At 43.6% G+C, this 19,692-nt stretch carries 26 protein-coding genes and 1 pseudogene; 16 read left to right on the top strand and 11 right to left on the bottom strand.

Annotated features, from left to right (window positions below):
• The first annotated feature begins 5 nt into the window (after window positions 1-5).
• Entirely contained in the window at window positions 6-341 is a 336-nt protein-coding gene (locus ACSW3C_RS13385) for a hypothetical protein (protein WP_238080908.1), read from the top strand.
• An 86-nt stretch (window positions 342-427) separates the two neighbouring features.
• Here the strand turns inward: ACSW3C_RS13385 and ACSW3C_RS13390 are convergent, their stop codons facing one another.
• Window positions 428-1,126 (bottom strand): hypothetical protein, encoded by a 699-nt coding sequence (locus tag ACSW3C_RS13390; RefSeq protein ID WP_486563151.1) that lies wholly within the window; start codon window positions 1,124-1,126, stop codon window positions 428-430.
• 382 nt (window positions 1,127-1,508) lie between these two features.
• Between ACSW3C_RS13390 and ACSW3C_RS13395 the strand changes: the two genes are divergently transcribed.
• Genes ACSW3C_RS13395 through ACSW3C_RS13405 form a run of 3 tightly spaced genes read left to right on the top strand, consistent with a single transcriptional unit; the run spans window position 1,509 to window position 3,031 of the window.
• The gene (locus ACSW3C_RS13395; protein WP_486563153.1) at window positions 1,509-1,991 is read left to right on the top strand and encodes a DUF2975 domain-containing protein; all 483 of its coding nucleotides are present in this window, start codon (window positions 1,509-1,511) and stop codon (window positions 1,989-1,991) included.
• 10 nt (window positions 1,992-2,001) lie between these two features.
• Entirely contained in the window at window positions 2,002-2,226 is a 225-nt protein-coding gene (locus ACSW3C_RS13400; protein ID WP_486563155.1) for a helix-turn-helix domain-containing protein, read from the top strand.
• The gene (locus tag ACSW3C_RS13405) at window positions 2,219-3,031 is read left to right on the top strand and encodes a DUF817 domain-containing protein (RefSeq protein WP_486563157.1); all 813 of its coding nucleotides are present in this window, start codon (window positions 2,219-2,221) and stop codon (window positions 3,029-3,031) included. The genes ACSW3C_RS13400 and ACSW3C_RS13405 overlap by 8 nt, the downstream gene beginning before the upstream one ends.
• A gap of 38 nt (window positions 3,032-3,069) precedes the next feature.
• Here the strand turns inward: ACSW3C_RS13405 and ACSW3C_RS13410 are convergent, their stop codons facing one another.
• Genes ACSW3C_RS13410 through ACSW3C_RS13425 form a run of 4 tightly spaced genes read right to left on the bottom strand, consistent with a single transcriptional unit; the run spans window position 3,070 to window position 5,247 of the window.
• Window positions 3,070-3,357, bottom strand: a complete 288-nt coding sequence (locus ACSW3C_RS13410; protein ID WP_486563159.1) for a YfzA family protein — start codon at window positions 3,355-3,357, stop codon at window positions 3,070-3,072.
• Between the two features lie 20 nt (window positions 3,358-3,377).
• Entirely contained in the window at window positions 3,378-4,013 is a 636-nt protein-coding gene (locus ACSW3C_RS13415) for an ABC-2 transporter permease (protein WP_486563161.1), read from the bottom strand.
• Complete coding sequence (locus ACSW3C_RS13420) at window positions 3,994-4,869, bottom strand: ABC transporter ATP-binding protein (RefSeq protein WP_486563163.1); 876 nt, start codon at window positions 4,867-4,869, stop codon at window positions 3,994-3,996. Before ACSW3C_RS13420 ends, ACSW3C_RS13415 begins: the two co-directional genes overlap by 20 nt.
• A gap of 6 nt (window positions 4,870-4,875) precedes the next feature.
• Window positions 4,876-5,247, bottom strand: a complete 372-nt coding sequence (locus ACSW3C_RS13425) for a GntR family transcriptional regulator (RefSeq protein ID WP_486563164.1) — start codon at window positions 5,245-5,247, stop codon at window positions 4,876-4,878.
• 296 nt (window positions 5,248-5,543) lie between these two features.
• Between ACSW3C_RS13425 and ACSW3C_RS13430 the strand changes: the two genes are divergently transcribed.
• Genes ACSW3C_RS13430 through ACSW3C_RS13450 form a run of 5 tightly spaced genes read left to right on the top strand, consistent with a single transcriptional unit; the run spans window position 5,544 to window position 9,286 of the window.
• Window positions 5,544-6,524, top strand: coding sequence for an ABC transporter substrate-binding protein (locus ACSW3C_RS13430; protein WP_486563166.1), 981 nt, complete (start codon window positions 5,544-5,546; stop codon window positions 6,522-6,524).
• Window positions 6,525-6,543: 19 nt separating this feature from the next.
• Entirely contained in the window at window positions 6,544-7,533 is a 990-nt protein-coding gene (locus tag ACSW3C_RS13435; RefSeq protein ID WP_486563168.1) for a FecCD family ABC transporter permease, read from the top strand.
• Between the two features lies 1 nt (window position 7,534).
• Window positions 7,535-8,317, top strand: a complete 783-nt coding sequence (locus tag ACSW3C_RS13440; protein WP_486563169.1) for an ABC transporter ATP-binding protein — start codon at window positions 7,535-7,537, stop codon at window positions 8,315-8,317.
• Window positions 8,318-8,331: 14 nt separating this feature from the next.
• Window positions 8,332-8,841 (top strand): heme iron utilization protein, encoded by a 510-nt coding sequence (locus ACSW3C_RS13445; RefSeq protein ID WP_486563171.1) that lies wholly within the window; start codon window positions 8,332-8,334, stop codon window positions 8,839-8,841.
• A gap of 4 nt (window positions 8,842-8,845) precedes the next feature.
• Window positions 8,846-9,286, top strand: coding sequence for a DinB family protein (locus ACSW3C_RS13450; RefSeq protein ID WP_486563173.1), 441 nt, complete (start codon window positions 8,846-8,848; stop codon window positions 9,284-9,286).
• A gap of 65 nt (window positions 9,287-9,351) precedes the next feature.
• On the opposite strand, the gene ACSW3C_RS13455 is transcribed toward ACSW3C_RS13450, so the two are convergent.
• Window positions 9,352-12,387 carry an ATP-binding protein gene (locus ACSW3C_RS13455; protein ID WP_486563382.1) on the bottom strand — a complete coding sequence of 1,012 codons (3,036 nt, stop codon included), beginning with the start codon at window positions 12,385-12,387 and terminating at the stop codon, window positions 9,352-9,354.
• Between the two features lie 220 nt (window positions 12,388-12,607).
• Here ACSW3C_RS13455 and ACSW3C_RS13460 point away from each other — a divergent pair, with 220 nt between their 5' ends.
• Window positions 12,608-13,165 carry an NADPH-dependent FMN reductase gene (locus ACSW3C_RS13460; protein ID WP_486563174.1) on the top strand — a complete coding sequence of 186 codons (558 nt, stop codon included), beginning with the start codon at window positions 12,608-12,610 and terminating at the stop codon, window positions 13,163-13,165.
• A gap of 49 nt (window positions 13,166-13,214) precedes the next feature.
• On the opposite strand, the gene ACSW3C_RS13465 is transcribed toward ACSW3C_RS13460, so the two are convergent.
• Window positions 13,215-13,862, bottom strand: coding sequence for an HAD family hydrolase (locus ACSW3C_RS13465; RefSeq protein WP_486563176.1), 648 nt, complete (start codon window positions 13,860-13,862; stop codon window positions 13,215-13,217).
• 311 nt (window positions 13,863-14,173) lie between these two features.
• Here ACSW3C_RS13465 and ACSW3C_RS13470 point away from each other — a divergent pair.
• The 5 genes and pseudogenes from ACSW3C_RS13470 (at window position 14,174) to ACSW3C_RS13490 (ending at window position 17,500) form a co-directional block, all read left to right on the top strand.
• Window positions 14,174-14,396, top strand: a pseudogene (locus ACSW3C_RS13470) (hypothetical protein).
• 171 nt (window positions 14,397-14,567) lie between these two features.
• Entirely contained in the window at window positions 14,568-15,341 is a 774-nt protein-coding gene (locus ACSW3C_RS13475; RefSeq protein ID WP_486563178.1) for a Cof-type HAD-IIB family hydrolase, read from the top strand.
• 16 nt (window positions 15,342-15,357) lie between these two features.
• Window positions 15,358-15,831: a DinB family protein gene (locus tag ACSW3C_RS13480; protein ID WP_486563180.1), complete on the top strand. Its 474-nt coding sequence runs from the start codon at window positions 15,358-15,360 to the stop codon at window positions 15,829-15,831.
• 80 nt (window positions 15,832-15,911) lie between these two features.
• On the top strand, window positions 15,912-16,217 hold the full coding sequence (locus ACSW3C_RS13485) for an ArsR/SmtB family transcription factor (RefSeq protein WP_486563182.1): 306 nt from the start codon (window positions 15,912-15,914) through the stop codon (window positions 16,215-16,217).
• The gene (locus tag ACSW3C_RS13490) at window positions 16,211-17,500 is read left to right on the top strand and encodes an arsenic transporter (RefSeq protein ID WP_486563184.1); all 1,290 of its coding nucleotides are present in this window, start codon (window positions 16,211-16,213) and stop codon (window positions 17,498-17,500) included. The genes ACSW3C_RS13485 and ACSW3C_RS13490 overlap by 7 nt, the downstream gene beginning before the upstream one ends.
• A gap of 49 nt (window positions 17,501-17,549) precedes the next feature.
• On the opposite strand, the gene ACSW3C_RS13495 is transcribed toward ACSW3C_RS13490, so the two are convergent.
• Together ACSW3C_RS13495 and ACSW3C_RS13500 are read right to left on the bottom strand one after the other, a co-directional pair.
• Window positions 17,550-17,876: a winged helix-turn-helix transcriptional regulator gene (locus ACSW3C_RS13495; RefSeq protein WP_486563185.1), complete on the bottom strand. Its 327-nt coding sequence runs from the start codon at window positions 17,874-17,876 to the stop codon at window positions 17,550-17,552.
• Between the two features lie 37 nt (window positions 17,877-17,913).
• Window positions 17,914-18,387, bottom strand: coding sequence for an NUDIX domain-containing protein (locus ACSW3C_RS13500; protein WP_486563187.1), 474 nt, complete (start codon window positions 18,385-18,387; stop codon window positions 17,914-17,916).
• Window positions 18,388-18,557: 170 nt separating this feature from the next.
• On the opposite strand from ACSW3C_RS13500, the gene ACSW3C_RS13505 reads away from it, so the two are divergent.
• Window positions 18,558-18,911, top strand: coding sequence for a VOC family protein (locus ACSW3C_RS13505; protein ID WP_486563189.1), 354 nt, complete (start codon window positions 18,558-18,560; stop codon window positions 18,909-18,911).
• Window positions 18,912-19,135: 224 nt separating this feature from the next.
• Here ACSW3C_RS13505 and ACSW3C_RS13510 read toward each other — a convergent pair whose 3' ends face one another.
• Together ACSW3C_RS13510 and ACSW3C_RS13515 are read right to left on the bottom strand one after the other, a co-directional pair.
• Window positions 19,136-19,354, bottom strand: coding sequence for a hypothetical protein (locus tag ACSW3C_RS13510; protein WP_486563191.1), 219 nt, complete (start codon window positions 19,352-19,354; stop codon window positions 19,136-19,138).
• An 80-nt stretch (window positions 19,355-19,434) separates the two neighbouring features.
• On the bottom strand, window positions 19,435-19,623 hold the full coding sequence (locus tag ACSW3C_RS13515) for a hypothetical protein (RefSeq protein ID WP_486563193.1): 189 nt from the start codon (window positions 19,621-19,623) through the stop codon (window positions 19,435-19,437).
• Window positions 19,624-19,692 lie beyond the last annotated feature (69 nt).

Raw genomic sequence — 19,692 nt, forward strand, 5'->3', positions numbered from 1 at the left:
GTACCATGGGACAAATCTATATGGATTTTAAGTTTTTAGAGGATGAGGACATGATTCCGAGCGGTGAAGCGATCAATGCACTACTGGATCAAATGGGTGCCTTATCCACACAACTTAAAATGCAAGTCGAGGAAGAGCTGAACTATGCGAAAGGGGAGATTGTGGAGACATCCATTCGGGAAGTTACCTCTCAAATGACAAAGCAGCTTCTGGCCATTCATTTTCAACAAATGTCTGTCGCCAATTCCACGCTCCAGTATGACATGGTGTATAACGCGATGGGTACGCAGCCAATTACGATTACGTATCGGATTCGCAAGCCGGATGAGATTGGCATCTAATAGCTGAATAGACGAAAAGCAACCCTTTCGCCTGCGAAAGGGTTATTGTTATTTGATAAATAAAGCTGAGACACTCATGATGAATACTATTTTATCAAAAACCGTCTTTTCCCTTCGATGGTCGATAGGTGATAAGATTCAGGATCCTTGACGAAACGTTTGAGAAGATCAAAGGCCTCTTCGTCTGTCAGTTCTTCGGGCACACTGATCCCACGGAAAGCGACAGAATCGATTTTTGCATGAAAGTCATGGCGGAATTCAGTATCGCCCACGTAAAAGAGTGCGATTTTTCCTTTCCAGTCAATATCGTACGCTTGTCCCTCCGCCTTTTTGAAGCGGATTGTATGAAAGGCGGTCGCGTCATGGCCGAGTAAATAAATATCGAATGCAGTGCGTTCGATATCCAGTTCTTCTTGTTCCTCCTCATTCAGATGATCCACTTTGTAAACGGCCCCGTCCAAATGGGCCCAATCAAAAGGTGATTCGTCACATCCTACACGAAAGCCTTTGAAATCCCACTCCTCTGAAGACAATGTGCAGCTATGATAGTTATTCCAGACGATCTTGGCTTGCCAATCTCCTATTTCCTCGTTTTCGTCGTCCTCGTCCTCTTCCTCATCCACGTCTTCCTCGTAATAATCTGCAGTTTCCAAATGCAAATCAAAGTAGAGACCCGCTCGGCCGTCCGTTTCCTCCTCATCCACTTTAAAATGGGCTCCCCATTCGAAATGAATGATCCGATGACCGTTTGGCCAAGGATTGTCTGCAAAATAGATTCGATTCATGGTTTTCGCTCCTTTCGTACTTCATACGTCGCTCTGGGCTTTACCACCGATTTTAAAGGGTTTACCACCGACTCTCAAGGGTTTACCACCGATTCTCTGGGCTTTACCACCGATTCTCGAACGTTTACCACCGACTCTCAAACACTTATCGTAAGCGTTAAAGGAAACACCTTAGGTCTACTTTGTTAAGAAGGCATAACATAGACAACTTGAAAGGAAAGGGGAGCTTTTCAATAGAAGAGTTGGCCATTTTTACCATTCCTCTTTTGGTCCTGTTTCAACCTAATTCAATAATAATTTTACACAACACGATATTAATTTATTGTAAAACGATAAATTATAAGGTAAACTCATCTCATATTAACCAAGTGAGGTGCTTGTGATGAAACGAGGTTCCACTCTCTTTTTAAAAATCGCCGTTATTTTAATGGGCATACCAGTTCTTGCGCTATGTATCTTTTTTGTTCCTCATATGGCGGATTTTGCGGCAGAATTATATCCGGATCATGGATACTTGAAGTATTTGGTCCTCATCGATCTGTATGCGGCGGCCATTCCGTTTTACTTTGCTCTTTACCAAGCGTTTCGATTGTTAGTGCTGATTGACAGAAACTTGGCTTTCTCGGATCTAGCTGTTCGCGCTTTAAAAAATATTAAATACTGTGGCGTTGCCATCTGCTTGATCTATATCATCGGTCTCCCCCTGCTTTATTTGATTGCTGAAAAGGACGATGCCCCTGGCCTGATTGTCATAGGCATGGTCATTGCTTTCGCATCCGTAGTGATCTCAGTGTTTGCGGCTGTCCTTCAGAAGCTGTTGAAAGAAGCCATTCATATCAAAACAGAAAATGATCTGACGGTCTGAGGTGAATGATATGACAATTATTATTAATATCGATGTAATGTTGGCGAAACGGAAAATGAGTGTGACGGAGCTTTCCGAAAAGGTCGGGATTACGATGGCAAATTTGTCCATCTTGAAAAATGGCAAGGCAAAAGCAATCCGGCTGCAGACACTGGAGGCGATTTGCAAGGCGCTCGATTGCCAGCCGGGCGACTTACTGGAGTATCAGCCGGATGAGGAGGATGCAAATGATTAGGGGAGTTGCTTTCAATCCCACTAAAGGAAACCGTCTAAGCAGGGCGATCCGGCAGCTTGTTCGTTTTGGGTGGGAGCAGGCGATGTCTTGTTTGTTCCCGGTCGTCATTTTCGGATCGCTGGCCGCTACTCAAGTCATTCCACTTCCTTTCTTGCCGAGATATGACTGGCTGCTGCTCATCTTCCTCCTCATGCAGTGGTGGATGGTGCGATCGGGTCTGGAAACTAAGGATGAGTTGAAGGTCATAACGCTCTTTCACTTAATTGGACTAGCCTTAGAAATATTCAAGGTGAATATGGGGTCATGGTCGTATCCGGAAGAAGGCTATTTTAAAATACTGGGCGTGCCTTTATATAGCGGATTCATGTATGCCAGTGTGGCCAGTTACCTATGCCAGGCCTGGAGGCGATTGGAAGTAAAGCTGGTAAAATGGCCGCCGTCGTTTCTAGTCATCCCATTAGGAGCGGCAATCTATTTGAACTTTTTCACGCATCATTATTGGGTGGATATCCGCTGGTGGTTAGCCGGTTTGGTCATTGCCGTCTTCTGGCGCTCGTGGGTGACGTACGAGGTGAATGGAACGTCATACCGGATGCCTATCGCATTTTCATTTATATTAATCGGCTTCTTCATCTGGGTCGCTGAAAACATCGCCACTTTTTTCGGGGCATGGCAATATCCAAATCAAACCGAAGCATGGAGTCTCGTCCATTTAGGGAAGGTCAGTTCATGGCTGTTGTTGGTCATTGTTAGTTTTTTAATCGTTGCAACGCTGAAACGAACGAAGGAAAAGATTGCAAGATAGCAAACACCCCCTCAAGCACATGACTTGAGGGGGTGAACTTATACATTGCGCCCTATTCTTGTCAGCTCAGCAATATCCTTTATTGCCATAAATGCAATTTGGAGAATGGCGAGGACAGTCAGTAAGCGATATACAAAATTCTCATAGAGCGAGATCCAGTCTAAAAAGAAGAGGTTGCCTGCAATCTTCTTTGCAAAATTACCTGCATCATTTAGATTCAATTCTAAAAATGTTCCATCTGTAACAATGAAAATACCTTGTGCTGCAATAAATCCACCGATGATCAACAGCCATTTTTGCAGGGGGGATCGTTTTGCGTGTTTCATTGTTTACCTCCTTAATTTTATTACAGGAATTCCTTCGCCTTGTAGATCTGTAAGGACACCACCCAAGAGAGGGCATAACAAATGAGCGAACCTAATGCCAGCAAGGCCCAATACATACCGATACCGATGGAATGGATGAAAGATGTGTTCTCAATTAAATACTTATACACATAATAAACAGCATACACCCCAGCGATGGCGGTGGCGATGTACAGAATAACGAATGTGAAAATCGTTTTCTTTTGCGCAAACTTATAGACTAACGGAAAGAATAGGCTGGCGGATACCATCATGACGACAAAACTGCCGATCACTTCTTCCCAAATCGCGAGCCGGGAGAAGGCGGAACTCCATTCTCCGTTAGTAATTCTGGCAATTGCCATCACAGCTCCGGTTACCAACACTAACACGACTAGCAAAGTGGAATAACGCGCGCTCACTATTTCTTTACGAGTAAAGGGCAAAGAGTTCCAAAGCTTATTCCCATGGGCAAGTTCGTCAAAATGAAATGTATTCATGGTGACAATAGCGGTAATGATAGCCACGACAAACATAACGTCTTTGTTAAAAACCATAAAAAACAACAGCATGGCAAAATAGAGCAGCCACGATAATTTATGAATCGCCAGATCCTTTTTAATTAACAACAGCAACATTCTTACCTCCTTGCATGTAGTACATGATGTCCTCCAGGCTTGCTTTTTCAATGACAGCTTCGGTGCCGAAGAGGGATTCTGCTGCATCGAAATTTGCTGATAACCCTTCAAAACCCGTGTTGGTTCTTTTTATGGCGAGGAAGCATTGTTCTGTATCGCGGTCGAGCAGCTCGATGCCGCCACGGACGACTGCATAGTTTTCTTGGAGCTCGTGTATTTCCTTCGAAAAAACAATTTGCCCTTTTTGGACATACGTAATATAGTCTGCGATAGATGATAAATCGCTCATAATATGGGTCGACAGGACGATCGATTTTTCCCCATCCAGCATGATGTCCTGCATAATATCAAGAAATTCTCTCCGGAAAACGGGATCTAGCCCTGCAGTCGGTTCATCCATGATGAATAGTTCGGCTTGGTGGGAAAGTGCGATGGCAAGAGTGGCTTTCACTTTCATTCCCTTTGAAAAAGATTTCAGTTTTTGTTTCAACGGCAGCTCAAACGAGTCGCAATACTGGTGGAACAAGGCATCATCCCACTTGGAATAACAAGGGGCGATGAGCTTCTTCTGATCGTGCAAGGTCAATTCATCGTACAGTACATCTTCGCTGAAGATAAACCCGATGCGGTCTTTGATGCTTTTCTCGTGTTTGGCATAGTCCATTCCGAACACTTGGACCTCGCCGGAATCAGGCTTCAGCAAGTTCAAAATCATTCGCATGATCGTCGATTTTCCGGCACCATTCGAACCGATAATACCTGTAACGAACCCTTTTTTTATTTGCAGGGATACGTCTGAAACGCTGAAGTGATCATATGATTTGTTCACATTTTTCAACTCGATTACATGTTCCATTGTTATCTACTCCTCGTATAGTATCGTAATCCATTCCTTTAACTCTTTTAGAGAAAGTCCAATTTCCTTGCTATTCGCAATTACTTCTATCAACTTCTCTTCCACGGCGGTCAATTTCTTCTCTTTGATCATGTCGACATTTTGCTCTGCGATGAAGGAACCCTTGCCGATAATCGAATAAATATATCCCTCTTTTTCAAGTTCTTCATAGGCCCGTTTCGTTGTGATAACACTAATATGCAAATCCTTAGCCAGCTGCCGCATAGAGGGCAGGGCATCGCCTTCCTGCAATTCACCTGACAACACTTTTTGCTTTATCTGATCTTTAATTTGATTGTAAATCGGCTCTTTGGAGCTGTTGGAAATTAAAAGCTGCATGCCGGACCTCCTATCATTCTTGATATATAAAATTATTCTTGTGTATATACATTATATACAATATATACACATTGTCAATTGAGTTATTTCATGTTGACCATAAAAATCTATATAACTATCTGTAGAGTAGAGTTCACAATAAAATCGTTTGCGAATGGCTTTTTTGATGAAGGAAATAAGCGGACTTTCCAGTGCTTTTGATTCTTATTGAGAAATTAAGTTGACAATTGAGAATGAGAACGGTTATCATTTGTTTAATGAAATTGAAAATCATTATCAATTGGAGGAGAACGAGATTGAAGAAGTTATTCGGTGTTTTATTAGTAGGAGCTTCACTGGCATTAACGGCTTGTACGTCTGATAAAGGAGAGACTGAAAAGGCTGATCAGGTGTCCGCTCAGGCGGAAGAAGAGCAACAAGAGACATCTAACGAAAATACATATGGAGTGGATGAGAAAAAGCTCGAAGAATTGATGAAACAATTCCCAGAGACAGAAGTGGACAGGATTATTACGACGTCAGTGCCGTTAGCGGAATTGTTGAATCTGCTGGATATTACACCGGTTGGCGTTCCGACTTCAACAAATCCTTTGCCAAAGGAGTTTGATTCAATTGATCAGATCGGCTCCCCAATGGCGCCTGACTTAGAGGTAATTACAAGCCTGCAGCCGGATTTGTTGCTGGGCGCAAAGTCACTACAGAGCTCCTTGGATGAAAGCCTGAAAGGGATGAATTTACAAACTGCTTACTTGCCTACAGATTCATTCGATGACTTAAAAACGAGCTTTTCCGCATTAGGAACCTATTTCAATAAAGAGCAAGAAATGCATGCGGTATTGGATAAGTTGCAAAAGAAAGAAGAGGAACTGAAAGAAAAAGGAGCAGGCAAGGAACTGCCAAGTGTCATGCTGATGATCGGCACTGCGGATTCCTTCATGGTCATGAATGAAAAGTCGTATATCGGCAGCCTGATAGATAAATTGGGCGCTGAGAATATTGCGACCACCATCCTGCAAGCGAAGGATACCTATTCGGCCTTGAACTTGGAAGATGTAGTGGCAGCGGACCCGGATCTCATTCTAGTATTGGCTTCAGGCGATCACGGGGCATCCGAGGACATGTTCAAAAAAGAAGTGGAGAAAAACGAAACATGGAAGAAGCTTTCGGCTTATCAGAACGACAACATTCATATTTTGGATTATGAAGTGTTTGGCGTAACGTCCATTCAAAATGCCGAACGTGCTTTGACGGATATTGCCACATACTTCTATGAATAAAGAGAGAGGGCTGTAAGGAATGATGACAAAGGCTCGAAACGGGATGACAGTTAGCGTTACATTCGCACTGGTTGCCGTGGCTGCTATCCTTGCGATCGGTGTCGGGAGCGTGACAGTCCCTGTGCCTGACATCTTGCAAACGCTGTTCAAGACGGCTGCAGATGCCGTGAATGACACGATCATCTTTAACATCCGGCTGCCGCGCGTCCTATTGGCGATGATCATTGGAGCGAACATTGCAATCTCCGGTGCCATCTTGCAAGCAGTGATGGGCAATCCACTCGCCGATCCAGGATTGACAGGAGTAACAAGTGGAGCTGCGGTTGCTGTGCTAGTCATTATGCTGGCCTTTCCGGAGTATCTCGGGTTCGTCCCGATTGCCGCATTTCTCGGCGGGATTTTGGCTGCGACCGTTGTTTATGGATTGGCATGGCGTAGACGAGGGATTTCGCCGATTACGATTATTTTGGCAGGAGTCGCCGTGAATGCATTATGTGGAGGTGTTGTTGGATATCTGTCCATCATGTATAGCGACCGGCTGCCATCCGCTGTGCAGTGGATGAACGGAAGTTTAGCTGCAAAAGGCAATAACGTCGTATGGATGGTGCTTCCTTATTCCATTGTTGGCTGGATCCTTTCCTTATTTGCAATCCGAAAAGCCAATGTCATCCGGCTCGGTGATCAGGTGGCCATGAATCTCGGTGAGAACGTCAACCGGATCCGCATCTGGTTATCGGTACTTGCTGTATTTTTGGCTGCCATCTCTGTTGCCGCCATTGGAATGATCGGTTTTGTAGGCTTGATTGTACCGCATATGGCTCGATTTATTGTCGGGTCGGATTATAAGTATTTATTGCCGATGAGTATGGCACTCGGGGCACTTGTCTTATTAGTTGCTGACACAGGAGGGCGTACGTTGTTTGCGCCGCTTGAAATTCCCGCGGGGATTGTCATGGCTGTCATCGGCGGGCCGTATTTTTTGTATTTGATGAGAAGGAGTGTTTTCTAATATGTTGCAAGTCGACTCCATTTCCATCCGTTATGAACGGAAGACGGTCATTCATGATTTTTCCTTCTCCGTGAACAAAGGGGAGATCGTCTCCATTATCGGTCCAAACGGTTCGGGAAAATCAACCTTATTGAAAGCGATTGCCCGTCAGACAACAGTTAGTGAAGGGAAAATTGAATTGGAAGGTATCAATGTCAAATCGATGCATCCGAAGCAGACAGCGCGCAAATTATGCATGCTGAGCCAGAGGAACGTGGCGCCTGACGATATGACGGTAGCTGATCTGGTCGCCTACGGAAGATATCCCCACAAGAAATGGTTTGAGAAGCTAGGGAAAGAGGACGAAGAAATCATCGGATGGGCTCTCGAGAAGACTCATCTATCAAACTACAAAGAACGGCGAGTGGTCTCCTTGTCAGGCGGAGAATCCCAGCGTGCATGGATTGCGATGGCACTGGCACAGCGGCCGAAAATCCTGTTGCTCGACGAACCAACGACCTATTTGGACATATCCCATCAGCATGAGGTGTTGGAGTTGGTGCAGGAGTTGAATCAAGAGATGGGGATGACCGTCATCATGGTGCTTCATGACTTGAATCAGGCTTCCCATTATAGCGATCGCATCGTTGTAGTCAGGGAGGGGAGGAAGCAGATGTGCGGCAGTCCTTCCCAAGTAATGACGACAGACATGGTTCGCGATGTATATCGGATGAATTGTGAAATTCAGTGTGATTGCAAAGAGAAAAAGCCGCGCATTCATTTGCTGCATACGGCTCGATTATAAGGAGGACATGGGAAATGGTAAAAACAATTGATTTGGATAAAAACAAAGAAAAATATATGGCATTCATAGAAGACAGGAAGAATCTCATTTTGGCTACGTTAGATGAAGACGGAATTCCGTTTACGAGCTGTGCGCCGTTCATTCAAAAAGACGGCAAGCTTTACATCTATATAAGCCAAGTGGCAGAGCATTATCGTTTTATGGAAAGCGCAGAGATGGTGGATGTATTCCTTGTGGCGGATGAGTCTTCCGTTGCGAATGCGTTTGCGACTGAACGTGCTAGATGGAGATGCGTCCCTCGTAATATCGGAAATGAAGGGCATGAGGAGATTTTCGCTGTATTCAACGAGAAGTTTGATTCCAAGATGTTGAATATGCTGAGAGGTCTTGATTTTTCTTTATTCGAACTGACACCAACAGAAGGCCGCTACGTCGTTGGTTTCGGTATGGCTTTCGATGTCAGCCTCGATGGAACGAAATTCAAGCATGTTGTTGTTGACAAATCAAATAAACCGGGGGCATAAGCTGATGACAGATCAACTACAAACATACAATCAGGCACCGGTACTTGCAATGTGGAATGCACTTCGCCAACGGTTCGTCAAAACTGCGGAAGGCCTGACAGAAGAGCAACTGGATTTGGCACTTGGTGATACAACCATCCGTTTTTTACTGCACCATACGGCGGAAGTTGAGTTCTTATTCGCAGAATGGTTTTTAGGAAAGAAGCAACCGGCAAAGCTTCTGCCTTTTCGGACAAGGGCCGAATTGCTCGCATTGCTGCAGGCTTCCGATCAGCATGTGATGGAGGCGATCCGCGATTTACCGGAGGAAAAGTGGACCATACCAGTTGAGTCTCGCATGGGTGCTTCTACGCCGCTCGAGGCAATCGGCAGGCTTATGTACCATGCTGGTATTCATGCGGGGCAGATAGCATTGATTAAAAAACAGCATGATATAGGTGTTTAATACATGAAGAAAACAGGAAGCCACATTAATGTATTATGGCTTCCTTTTTCATTACATATCACCTTCTACGGCTGCTTCGGCACATGAAAGAAGATAGTCGTTCCTTTATTCACATGGCTTTCTATAACCAATCCTTTTCCGAACAGCTGGATCAGACGTCGGTTTGTATTCGCAATCCCTATGCCGTGCTGGTGGTAGTTCGGTTCTGTTAAAAGTTCCGTTACTTTGTGTGCAGGCATGCCGACACCATCGTCTTGGATCGTGATCGTAGTGAATTGCTCGTCATGAGTAACCGAAATTTTGACGGTTCCCCCTTCTGTCTTCTTGAGCACTCCATGATTGACCGCATTTTCCACGATGGTTTGGATGGAGAGGGGAGGGATGTAAATTCCGTGGATGTCCTCCATATCCCAGATGATTTGCAGCCGGTCTCCGAACCGTTCGCTTTCGATAAACAAGTACGAACGGACCAAGTCGATTTCATCTTTTAGCGGAATCAGGCTTTGTGTATTGGCCACGTGGAAACTTCGATTCAAATAGTTTCCGAACTCATGCAACAGTTCCACCATGCGGGACGGATCCAGCTCACCGAGCGACGCAATTGTGTTCAATGTGTTATATAGGAAATGCGGTTTAATCTGTGCCTGTAAATAGGCGGCTTCCAGTCTGAGCTGTTCTTGAATCGCTTTGTTTTGCGTTAAGAGCGCATGAACACGGGCTTTCAGTTCAATAGCATTTGCGGGCTTCGCTACATAATCGTTTGCCCCTGCCTGAAAACCGGCGTAAATATCCATTGTCTGGTTGCGTGCCGTCAGCAACAGGATCGGCAGTTCTGCGATTGTGTAGTTCTTTCGAATTTCCGCACACAACTCATAACCGGACATTTCCGGCATCATGACGTCAGAAATGATTAGATCGTACATTTCGGTTCTGATCAAGCCGAGTGCTTCCGAGCCACTTTCGGCTGTTGCCACAGTATATTGCCCTTCGAGAATACTGCTGATTACTTTCAGGTTGACTGGATCGTCATCGACAATCAGGATAGAACCTCCCGATGGAGCGTCTTGTTCTGCAGCCTTTTCGTTGGTTGCTTGGAAAGATGCCTTATAGGAATTAACTTTTGCTGGCAAAATCGTTTCCTGTTGTACGCCTTCCGATAAGGGGATCGTGAACGTGAATGTAGTTCCTTTTCCGAACTCGGATTCAACGGTAATCCTTCCACCATGCAATTCCACTAATTGCCGGGAAATCGTTAAGCCAAGACCAATTCCTTCTTGACCTGTGTCCGTGGCTTGTTCATACCGATCGAAAATCCGGTCCATCACGTCTTTCGTCATGCCCATTCCTGTATCTTCAATTGAAATCGCGGCTTCTTTTTGATTATGGCTGGCACGAATGGTTATCCTGCCTTCATCCGTAAATTTCACCGCATTATGGAGCAGGTTAAATAAGATTTGGACGAGCCGGCTTTCATCCGCATAAACGGAAGGAAAGTTTGTCGGAATGGTGGAAGTGATCGTCAATTTACTCGTATTTTTAATGAAATGAACCATGTCAATGACCCCGGACGTCAGGTTTTGGATATCGAGTGGCTTCTGATGTAATTTGATTCGACCATCCTCCAACTTATCCAATTCAAGCAAGTCATTCAGCGTATAGGACATCCGATTCCCGATTTGCAGAAGGAGTTCAAGATTTTGTTTCTCGCGCTGGGAAAGGGTCGACGAATTATCTTCCAGTATAGAATGCGCGATATTGAGAATTCCGTGCAATGGATTGCGAAGTTCATGCGACGTATTCGCAAGAAAGATATCTTTTTGGATATCCGCTTTCGCTAATTTCCTATTTTGCTCATTGTTCAAGCGGATGACCATCATATGTCTTCGGAATAAAAGCAAGGCGATCACCATGATTGAGACGAGATAGTCGAACGGGTAGTACGGAATATTGACGACAGCCGTTTTTATGGCAGTTCCCCAGGCGCCATTTGAAATGAAACAAAGAATATAGAATAAGATGAAAATCCCATCGACATTTCCTTTTCGGATCGATGAAATGGTCGGAATAATAAGCAGTACGGCAATAGAAATACTATAGATCATCAAAAACCCTTGCATCGGTGCTGTATATAAAAGTGACGTTGTCAGCAATAGGACGGCAATGGGGATGAATAATATGTACAGGATGTTTGAAACCTTCGACTGGATGTGAAAAAGAACATTTATGAATTTCAAAGTAACTATCAATAGGCTGATGAGCAATACAAAGAGCACTTTTATGTACAGATCGTTGACAATGGGCAGCTGGAGCAGTACATGATCGTCAATTAAAAGAATAAAGCCGTTCAATGCTAACAAGAGACTGAAGTAGAGCAGTTCTTTTTCGTAGTATCCTTTTCCAATGAGGAAAATGGCCAATGCATAAATGCTATGCAGGAAAAATATCATACTCACGAGCATCTGGATCCCTTGCGAGAAGGACGCCTCTTTGACAATAGCTGTCTGAAGACCAAAGCGGATGGAATCATTCAAACCGCCAGACTCGAGATTATCAAAGTTGGATACTTGGATCACAAGGTCGATCTTTTTGTCCGTCGTTGAAAAAATAGCCGTCATGGGCCCTTGTTTTTTTATTTTTTTTTCAGGCTGTGAGGCTGCGATATTCTCTTTATTAATTAACTTTCCGTTGACATAGATACTTGCGAACGTTTCAAATCCACGCAATTGAATGCCATAGATCGTTTCCTCCTGTTCCGGAAGAAGAATGGTCAATTGATAGGAGCCGTATTCGATTTCAGCATCCCGTGAAGAATCCAAAATCGTGCTCCAATTCTGCGGTACTTGGATATATTTTGGTTTCTCGTCTTTTAATGTACTTTTTGTAATGAATTCCGAAGGGTGAAAAATCCACTCCCCATTCAAAGAGACTGTTTTATTGTCTTTCAAGGTCTCTTCCCGAAGATCGGCAACCCCTTTAACAGCCGTTTGATGTTCAGGTGCATTGAAGTACAAAAACCAACCTATTCGTAAAGCGATTAGACAAAATACAAAACTGCTAATTGTGAGTACAATATTCCGAGTCTTCATCCGGCTTGTCATCATCAAAGCTTGTCACCCTTCAGTCCACATATTTCCTAACTGGAACCATTGTCTCAAAATGCTTGCATTTTCACAATGTGATTCATGGTATCTTTTAGTATACTATGCCACTTTTAAGTGCGTACTTCCTTTTTAAGCTGCGTTCCGGCATACTATGTATAGGCGATAGATGGCAGGGAAATGCTATCGAGAGCCTAAGTTACAAACAAAGGAGTTCAGCAGCATGACAATCAAAGTAAAAGCGATTATCGGAAGCACAAGCCCGACCTCATACAACTTGAAATTAGTTGAATACCTCCGCACAAAATATGCGGGCCAATTGGACATCACACCTGTATTTATCAATGATGTCGACATGTTCTCAGTGGCTAAAGAAAGCAATCCATCTGAGTCTGTAAAAGCATTTATGGAAGATGTGCGCGATTCTGATGCTGTTCTGTTCGCAGTGCCAGAATACAATTTCTCTATACCAGGTGCATTAAAAAATGCCGTGGACTGGTTGTCCCGCAGCAATTTTGCCATTAAAGACAAGCCGGCGTTTATCATCGGTTCGTCCATGGGTGTTCTAGGAAGCGTGCGTGCGCAAATCCACTTGCGCGAAATCCTATCTAATCCGATGCTTTCTCCGGCTATCCTGCCGAATAACGAAGTGTACATCGGTTCTGTTCATCAAAAGATGAATGAAGAAGGCGAATTGACAGATGCTGCAACGATCGATTTCTTAGACAGCGTTGTTCAGAACTTCATTGCGTTCTACAATAAAATGAGTTCTTTGAACTGATTGAAATAGGAAGAGCCATCCCGTCTTGAAAAAGACAGGATGGCCTTTTTTATGGCAGTATTGATTGAAGATCCGTCAGATCATTGATGACCCGATCCGCGTGGACCAGTTCTTCCTCTTTAGCAAAATCAAACCGGCATCCAATTGAAAGTAATCCGTTGTCTTTTGCTGCATAGATATCAGACAGCCGGTCTCCAATCACAGCTCCATCTTTGATTTCATATTTCTCAAGAATGCTTCTGACTAAATCACTCTTGTTCAAGGAATCGACTTGCTCTATGCTACACGTTTCCGTCACCCATTCATCCAAGCCATAATAACGTATAATAGCCTCCAAATAGTCCGGCAATCCGTTGCTTGCAATAAAAATGACAATCCCATTCTCTTTCAGGTAGCCAAAAACTTTCTTGACGTCAGGATAGAGAGCCCCTTTTCCACATTCAATATTCTCAATTAATCTCTTCAGGAAATAAGAGTCCGCCAACTCCTTCATCTCCTCAGAATGATTCGGCAACAAAGTCGCCCACACTTCAGGCAAAGGCACTCCCATAATATTGCGGTATGTATCAATTGGCGTCTCGCCTTCCCAAGCACCCAACGAGCGCAAATGCGCGAACGTATCATCGAGCGACAGTTCTAGAATCAAATCTGTTTGAAACAGAGTGCCGTCCATATCGAAAATCGCAGCTTGTTCCATGTTTCTCACTCCTTTTTCCTTAGAGCCAGTGTAGCATAAATAGTAAAGAAAGGATTTTGATTGGTCGGTGGCGAACAAACGGATTGAAAGGATAATCAAATTGGTGTGGGAATTTGAATATACTTTTTTAAAGTAAAGGGCGGCAATTTGAATTATCGTCTGTTAGCGAATACTAAGTAGAATTTTGCTTAGTGTAGGAGCACGTAGCGTTTTTCTTTCCGTACAAAAAGCGGAAAGAGCAGGGGAGATTTAGTAGGAAGCATTAATAGTCGAATGGAGAATAGGAGTGTGGAATGTAAGGAGTGGGCTTCTTGAATACTATTGATAAAAGAAATCGGTTAGGTGAAGAACCTTTCAATTACCGCGTGTCCAAAGATAATACGGTCTTTTTACGGCAGGCAGGTGAAAATCTTAAAAGGAAAAGAAGCAGAGAAGTTTCTAAAGAGAATTCATGCAGCTGAAGATACAACGGAAGAACAATTAATAATGGCAAAGATAACTGGGAATTTCAAAAGGGGTAATGAAAGAAGCTGAGAAGCTAGAATAACAATACTTAGTAACGAATTTTTTTCTAAAATGCTGTCCGAAGAAAATAGTCGTCGGACAGCACTTTTACATCTCCCATTGGAGAAGGATATTCTTCATATTCTAAAAAGAGATAAGTTATTTATGGTGAAAAATTGATTACTAAAAGGGGGATATAAATTGGCTTATAAAATCATCTTCTTTGATGTGGATGGCACATTGGTCGACTATCAAACGGGGAAAGTGTCTGCAGCTACTCAAAGGGCGATCCGCCAATTAAAGAAAAATAATTATATGGTGGTCGCTGCGACTGGACGGCCGTTATCCATGTGTCTTGACCTTGAGTCGCTTGGGATTGATGCATTCATTACAGCGAACGGAGCTTATGTGAAGTATAAAGATGAAGTGATATTCAAGTCAGTATTGAGTCAGGAAACCGTGACGAGTATCCACCAATTTGCGGAACGTAGCGGACATTCGCTTACTTATTTTACAGAGACATTGACGATGAATGGCATCCGAAATGAAGATACACTTACTGCTTTACGAGAGACATTGTCATTGGACGCATTTCCTGAGCAGGATGATCAGGCTATACATAAAGAAATCTATTTGATGTGCTTATATGGAAACCAGGATACGATACAGCTTTACGAAAAAGAATTTCCCGGTTTGCGTTTTCAACAATGGCATCCCCAGATCGCAAATGTGTTGCAGAACGAAGTTTCGAAGTCTATTGCAGCCCAGCATGTTTTGGAGTATTTTCATTTGCAGCCGTCCGAAGCCATTGCGTTTGGGGATGGTGAAAATGATATTGATTTATTCCATTTGGTTGGTTTAGGTGTAGCGATGGGCAATGGACATGACAATCTAAAGCGAATTGCAGATTTTGTTACAAAAAATTGTGCAGATGAAGGAATTGAATACGCGCTAAAGACATTGAAACTTATCTAGTAAATGGGGGAAGGACATGCTTGAGAAGCTATTTCGATATAATTGGCAAGTGCGTGAGGAATGGATACAGTGGTGTGAAGAAATTCCCTACGATGAACTAATTCAAAAGAGAATCGGCGGGATGGGGAGTTTTCTGCATACACTTTATCATGTTATTGATTGTGAGCAGCTCTGGATTAATCAAATGTGGAATCAACCAGTCATGCATACAGATCTCAAGGCTATCACTCAATTGGATGAAGTTAAATCGTACGATATGCTGACCCGGCAAAGGACGAAACTCTTTTTGCTTGAACTGAGGAGGGCTCGAGGAAATAACAGGATACTCGAAATTCAAAAAAGAAATGGAGACATTGTTTCGTTTTCCTTTGAGAAGGTGTTGTCACACATCGTCACGCATGAAGTCCATCATATTGGGCAACTGTCTATTTGGGCCCGTCAGATTGGACTTGCGCCGGTCAACTCGGATCTATTGATTCGCGACTTCTGACGTTGTACCTTCGAATGACTATTTACAACAGATGAGCTTGCCTGTATCCTATATAAGTGATTGCTTATATAGGGGGAATTATGGATATTCATGTAATTGAAAAGCAGCTAAAAGCCTTGGCGGATATCAATCGTTTAACCTTGCTGGCATGTATGAAAAACGGAGAAGTATGCGTATGTCAGTTTGTTGATGTTTTGCCAATTTCGCAACCTGCTGTAAGCCAGCATTTACGCAAGTTGAGAGAGGCGGGCATTATTACCGAGCGTAAATCTGGTAATTGGAAGTATGTCCGATTGGCAGAAGGGCTATCACCTATTGTAGAGGCTGTTATTGATGGGATCAATGCAATTCCCGTATGCCAAGACGGGGGTGATATGCGATGCTGATAATAGCCAGTCTTATTTTCATTGCAACATTAGTTTTTGTCATTTGGCAGCCGAAAGGATTAAATATCGGATGGTCTGCTTGTATAGGAGCTTTGCTTGCGTTACTTGTGGGTGTTGTGAATGCCGGGGATGTAGTGGAAGTGGTGCGAATCACTTGGAATGCAACCCTCAGCTTTATTGCCATCATTATCATTTCACTTATTTTGGATGAAATCGGTCTGTTTGAATGGGCGGCGCTTCATATGGCGCGAATCGCAAGAGGACACGGCGTTCGGATGTTCGTCTATGTGAGCCTGCTTGGAGCAGTGGTTTCGGCTTTATTTGCAAATGATGGAGCAGCTCTCATTTTAACTCCGATTGTTCTGGCGATGGTGCGGAATTTAAACTTCGAAGAAAAAATGATTTTCCCATTTATAATGGCGAGTGGTTTTATTGCCGATACGACAAGCCTGCCATTCATCGTGAGCAATCTCGTGAATATTGTATCTGTTGATTTTTTTGGTATTGGCTTTGTTGAATATGCAATACATATGGTCATTCCAAATCTATTCTCATTGCTGGCAACGATTATCGTGCTTCTTCTTTATTTTAGAAAATCCATTCCGCGTACGTATCAGCTAGACAAATTGAAAGAGCCGGAACAGGCGATTAAAGACTTGCGCTTATTCCGTCTTTCATGGGGTGTGCTCGCCGTCTTGGTAATTGGCTATTTTTCTAGCGAATGGACTGGGATTCCGGTGTCGTTCATTGTGGGGAGCATTGCACTGCTGTTTTTAGTTCTGGCGCGCAAGAGTGCCGCCGTGAATACGGCTAAAATCATAAAAGGGGCACCTTGGAATATCGTTTTCTTCTCCGTCGGGATGTATGTTGTGGTGTACGGGCTGGGGAATGCAGGGCTGACAAACGCTCTCGCCGCTGTGATAGAAGCCGCGGCGAATCAAGGACTGTTTGTCGGTACTGTAGCGATGGGGTTCCTTGCTGCATTCTTGTCTTCTGTCATGAATAATTTGCCGACGGTCATGGTGAATGCCCTTGCTATTGCGGAAACGGATACTACTGGGATATTAAGGGAAGCTCTGATTTATGCGAATGTGATTGGTTCTGATCTAGGGCCGAAAATAACGCCAATCGGTTCGCTGGCTACACTTGTCTGGCTGCATGTTCTGAGCCGAAAAGGGATTAAAATATCATGGGGAACTTATTTCAAGACAGGGATTGTTTTGACGCTTCCTATCCTATTCATTACGCTAGTTGGGCTGTATTTGACATTATTAATCAAATAAAGAATCCATGAAAAAGCTGTCCGGCCAAAAGTCGCCGGACAGCCTATTATCATTTTAATTTTCCTTTTCGAATGGCGTGTGCCGTACCCCATTCATGCATGGTATTCAGTACGGTCTGCAGGCTTTTTCCGTATTCTGAGATTGAATACTCCACACGGGGCGGCACTTCAGGATAGACGATGCGGTCGACGATGTCTTCCTCTTCTAATTCCCGCAGCTGCTTTGTCAGCATCTTTTGCGTGATGCCTGGCATGAGACGTTTCAATTCACTGAACCGCAATGTACCTTCGTTGAAAAGGTTTAATAAGATGATCGGCTTCCATTTCCCGACTAAGATTCCGAGTGCTTCTTCGACCTTACATTGTTCTGCTTCCATATTAATCGACTCCATTATTTATTTTACTTACACCAAATTATGTTCGTCTAATCCGGACGCTTCCTTCTTTGTTGTTCTCTTCGTCCCATTCCACCTGTATTTCAAATGTTCCTTCCTCGAAAAACAAGGGAAATCTTCTTTTGACGGACTGCTGCATCGGGAGGTGGATGGCTTCCTCTTTGTGTATCCACATCGGTTTCCCTTCACGTGTCTCTTCTGATAGGGTTCCCGTAAAGGAGTCCGTCCAATAATTGAAAATCATATATCTGTCTTTTTTGACTGGGTTAACGTATTCATATAAACCTTTGTAAATCAAGTGGCTGACATCCAAACCCGTTTCTTCCTTCACTTCACGAATTGCCGCATCTGTAAAGGATTCAGGGAAATCGACCTTCCCCCCAGGCGGAATAAATCCGTTGAAATGATCATGCTGTCGGTCCAGCAAGAGAACGTAATCACCTTTCTGCACCATGCAAAGTGTCCAGAATTTTATATTGATTGGTTCATTCATTATTTGATCACCCCAATTACTCTCCTGTTACTTTCTATTTTAGCGCAAGGAAGACCTGATGAACATGGTGTTGCTTTTTTCAATACCATCTTTCTGCTATTTATTGTATAATTTATTTGCAATATTCAGCCCTTAGGTGGGTATTCAATGTAGGGGAAGAGGGAAAAGTTATGGGAAAAGTTGTAGGGTTTGAGTTGAACAGCCAACATCCGGAGAAGGCTATCGAGTTTTACGGTGAAGTGTTTGGTTGGAGCATAGCACCGCCGAATTGGGAGTATTGGCCGGTGACAGCTTCGGATAATACAGGCGGTATCGATGGGGGCATTTGCAAGGGGCCGAGTGATTATCCACATGGCGTCCGCATCCAAGTCGAAGTGGACTCGATTGATAAAACAATCGGGAAGGCGACAGACATGGGCGCGCTCGTTTTGCGGGAGAAGATGGAGTTTGACGATTTCTACTTGGCATATCTTGTGGATCCGACTGGTCTTGGAATTGGTCTGATTGAAAATAAAAAGAAATGAATGCTAGTTGGCCAGACGCATGGTTCGAGGGGAGAACTGTGCGACTGGCTTTTATTATGGGGATAGCTCAAGTGCCGGGGGGTTCCATGTTGTTGGACCAAATGCTTTTACCCTTGAGTATTTGAACAGGTGCAAAGAAAATCAGCTTCAGCCACGGTGAAAGGAAGATTACAAACCATTTTCGTACATGAAAAGAGGTTAGCATAACTGGGCAGAGGGCAAAGTCATTCGAAGTTATCCACTTGGTCAATCTTTTTTTTGATTTGCTTCTTCACAATGAGGTAAATCCCGTTTATTAATAATACAATCAGCGAACCCGTCCATATGCCTAACGCATAATAGAGATCTAATCCAAACAAATAGCCAACGAGTGGGGCAATGATTGCCATGGCAAGTACAGAAATAACACCTCTTGTGTTCCTGCTGTAATTTTTGAACGCCATGCACTCTCCTCCTTTATGTGTAAACTCTAAAACATCACTAATTAAGAAGCAACCATAATTATCCAAATATTACTTCTGAATCAAGTCCGCTTCAAGTAAAAGGCAACATAATCTGACATGACGCTTGCAATCCAAATCTTTTCATATGCGGCTGCTTCCTTCTCCAAGTTCTGCGTATTCGTTCCATTTCGAGAGAACACAAAAGAATCCATTTCCTCAAAGCTGCAATCTATGGCATGCGCCGTTACCCATTCTTCAATCAGTCGCAACCCCGTCTGATTAGCTTCATAGTAGATTAGGAGAGAGAGGATGAAGAGATTGAAAGAATCTACAAAAGC

This window comes from Sporosarcina sp. AD_1 (assembly GCF_057373025.1).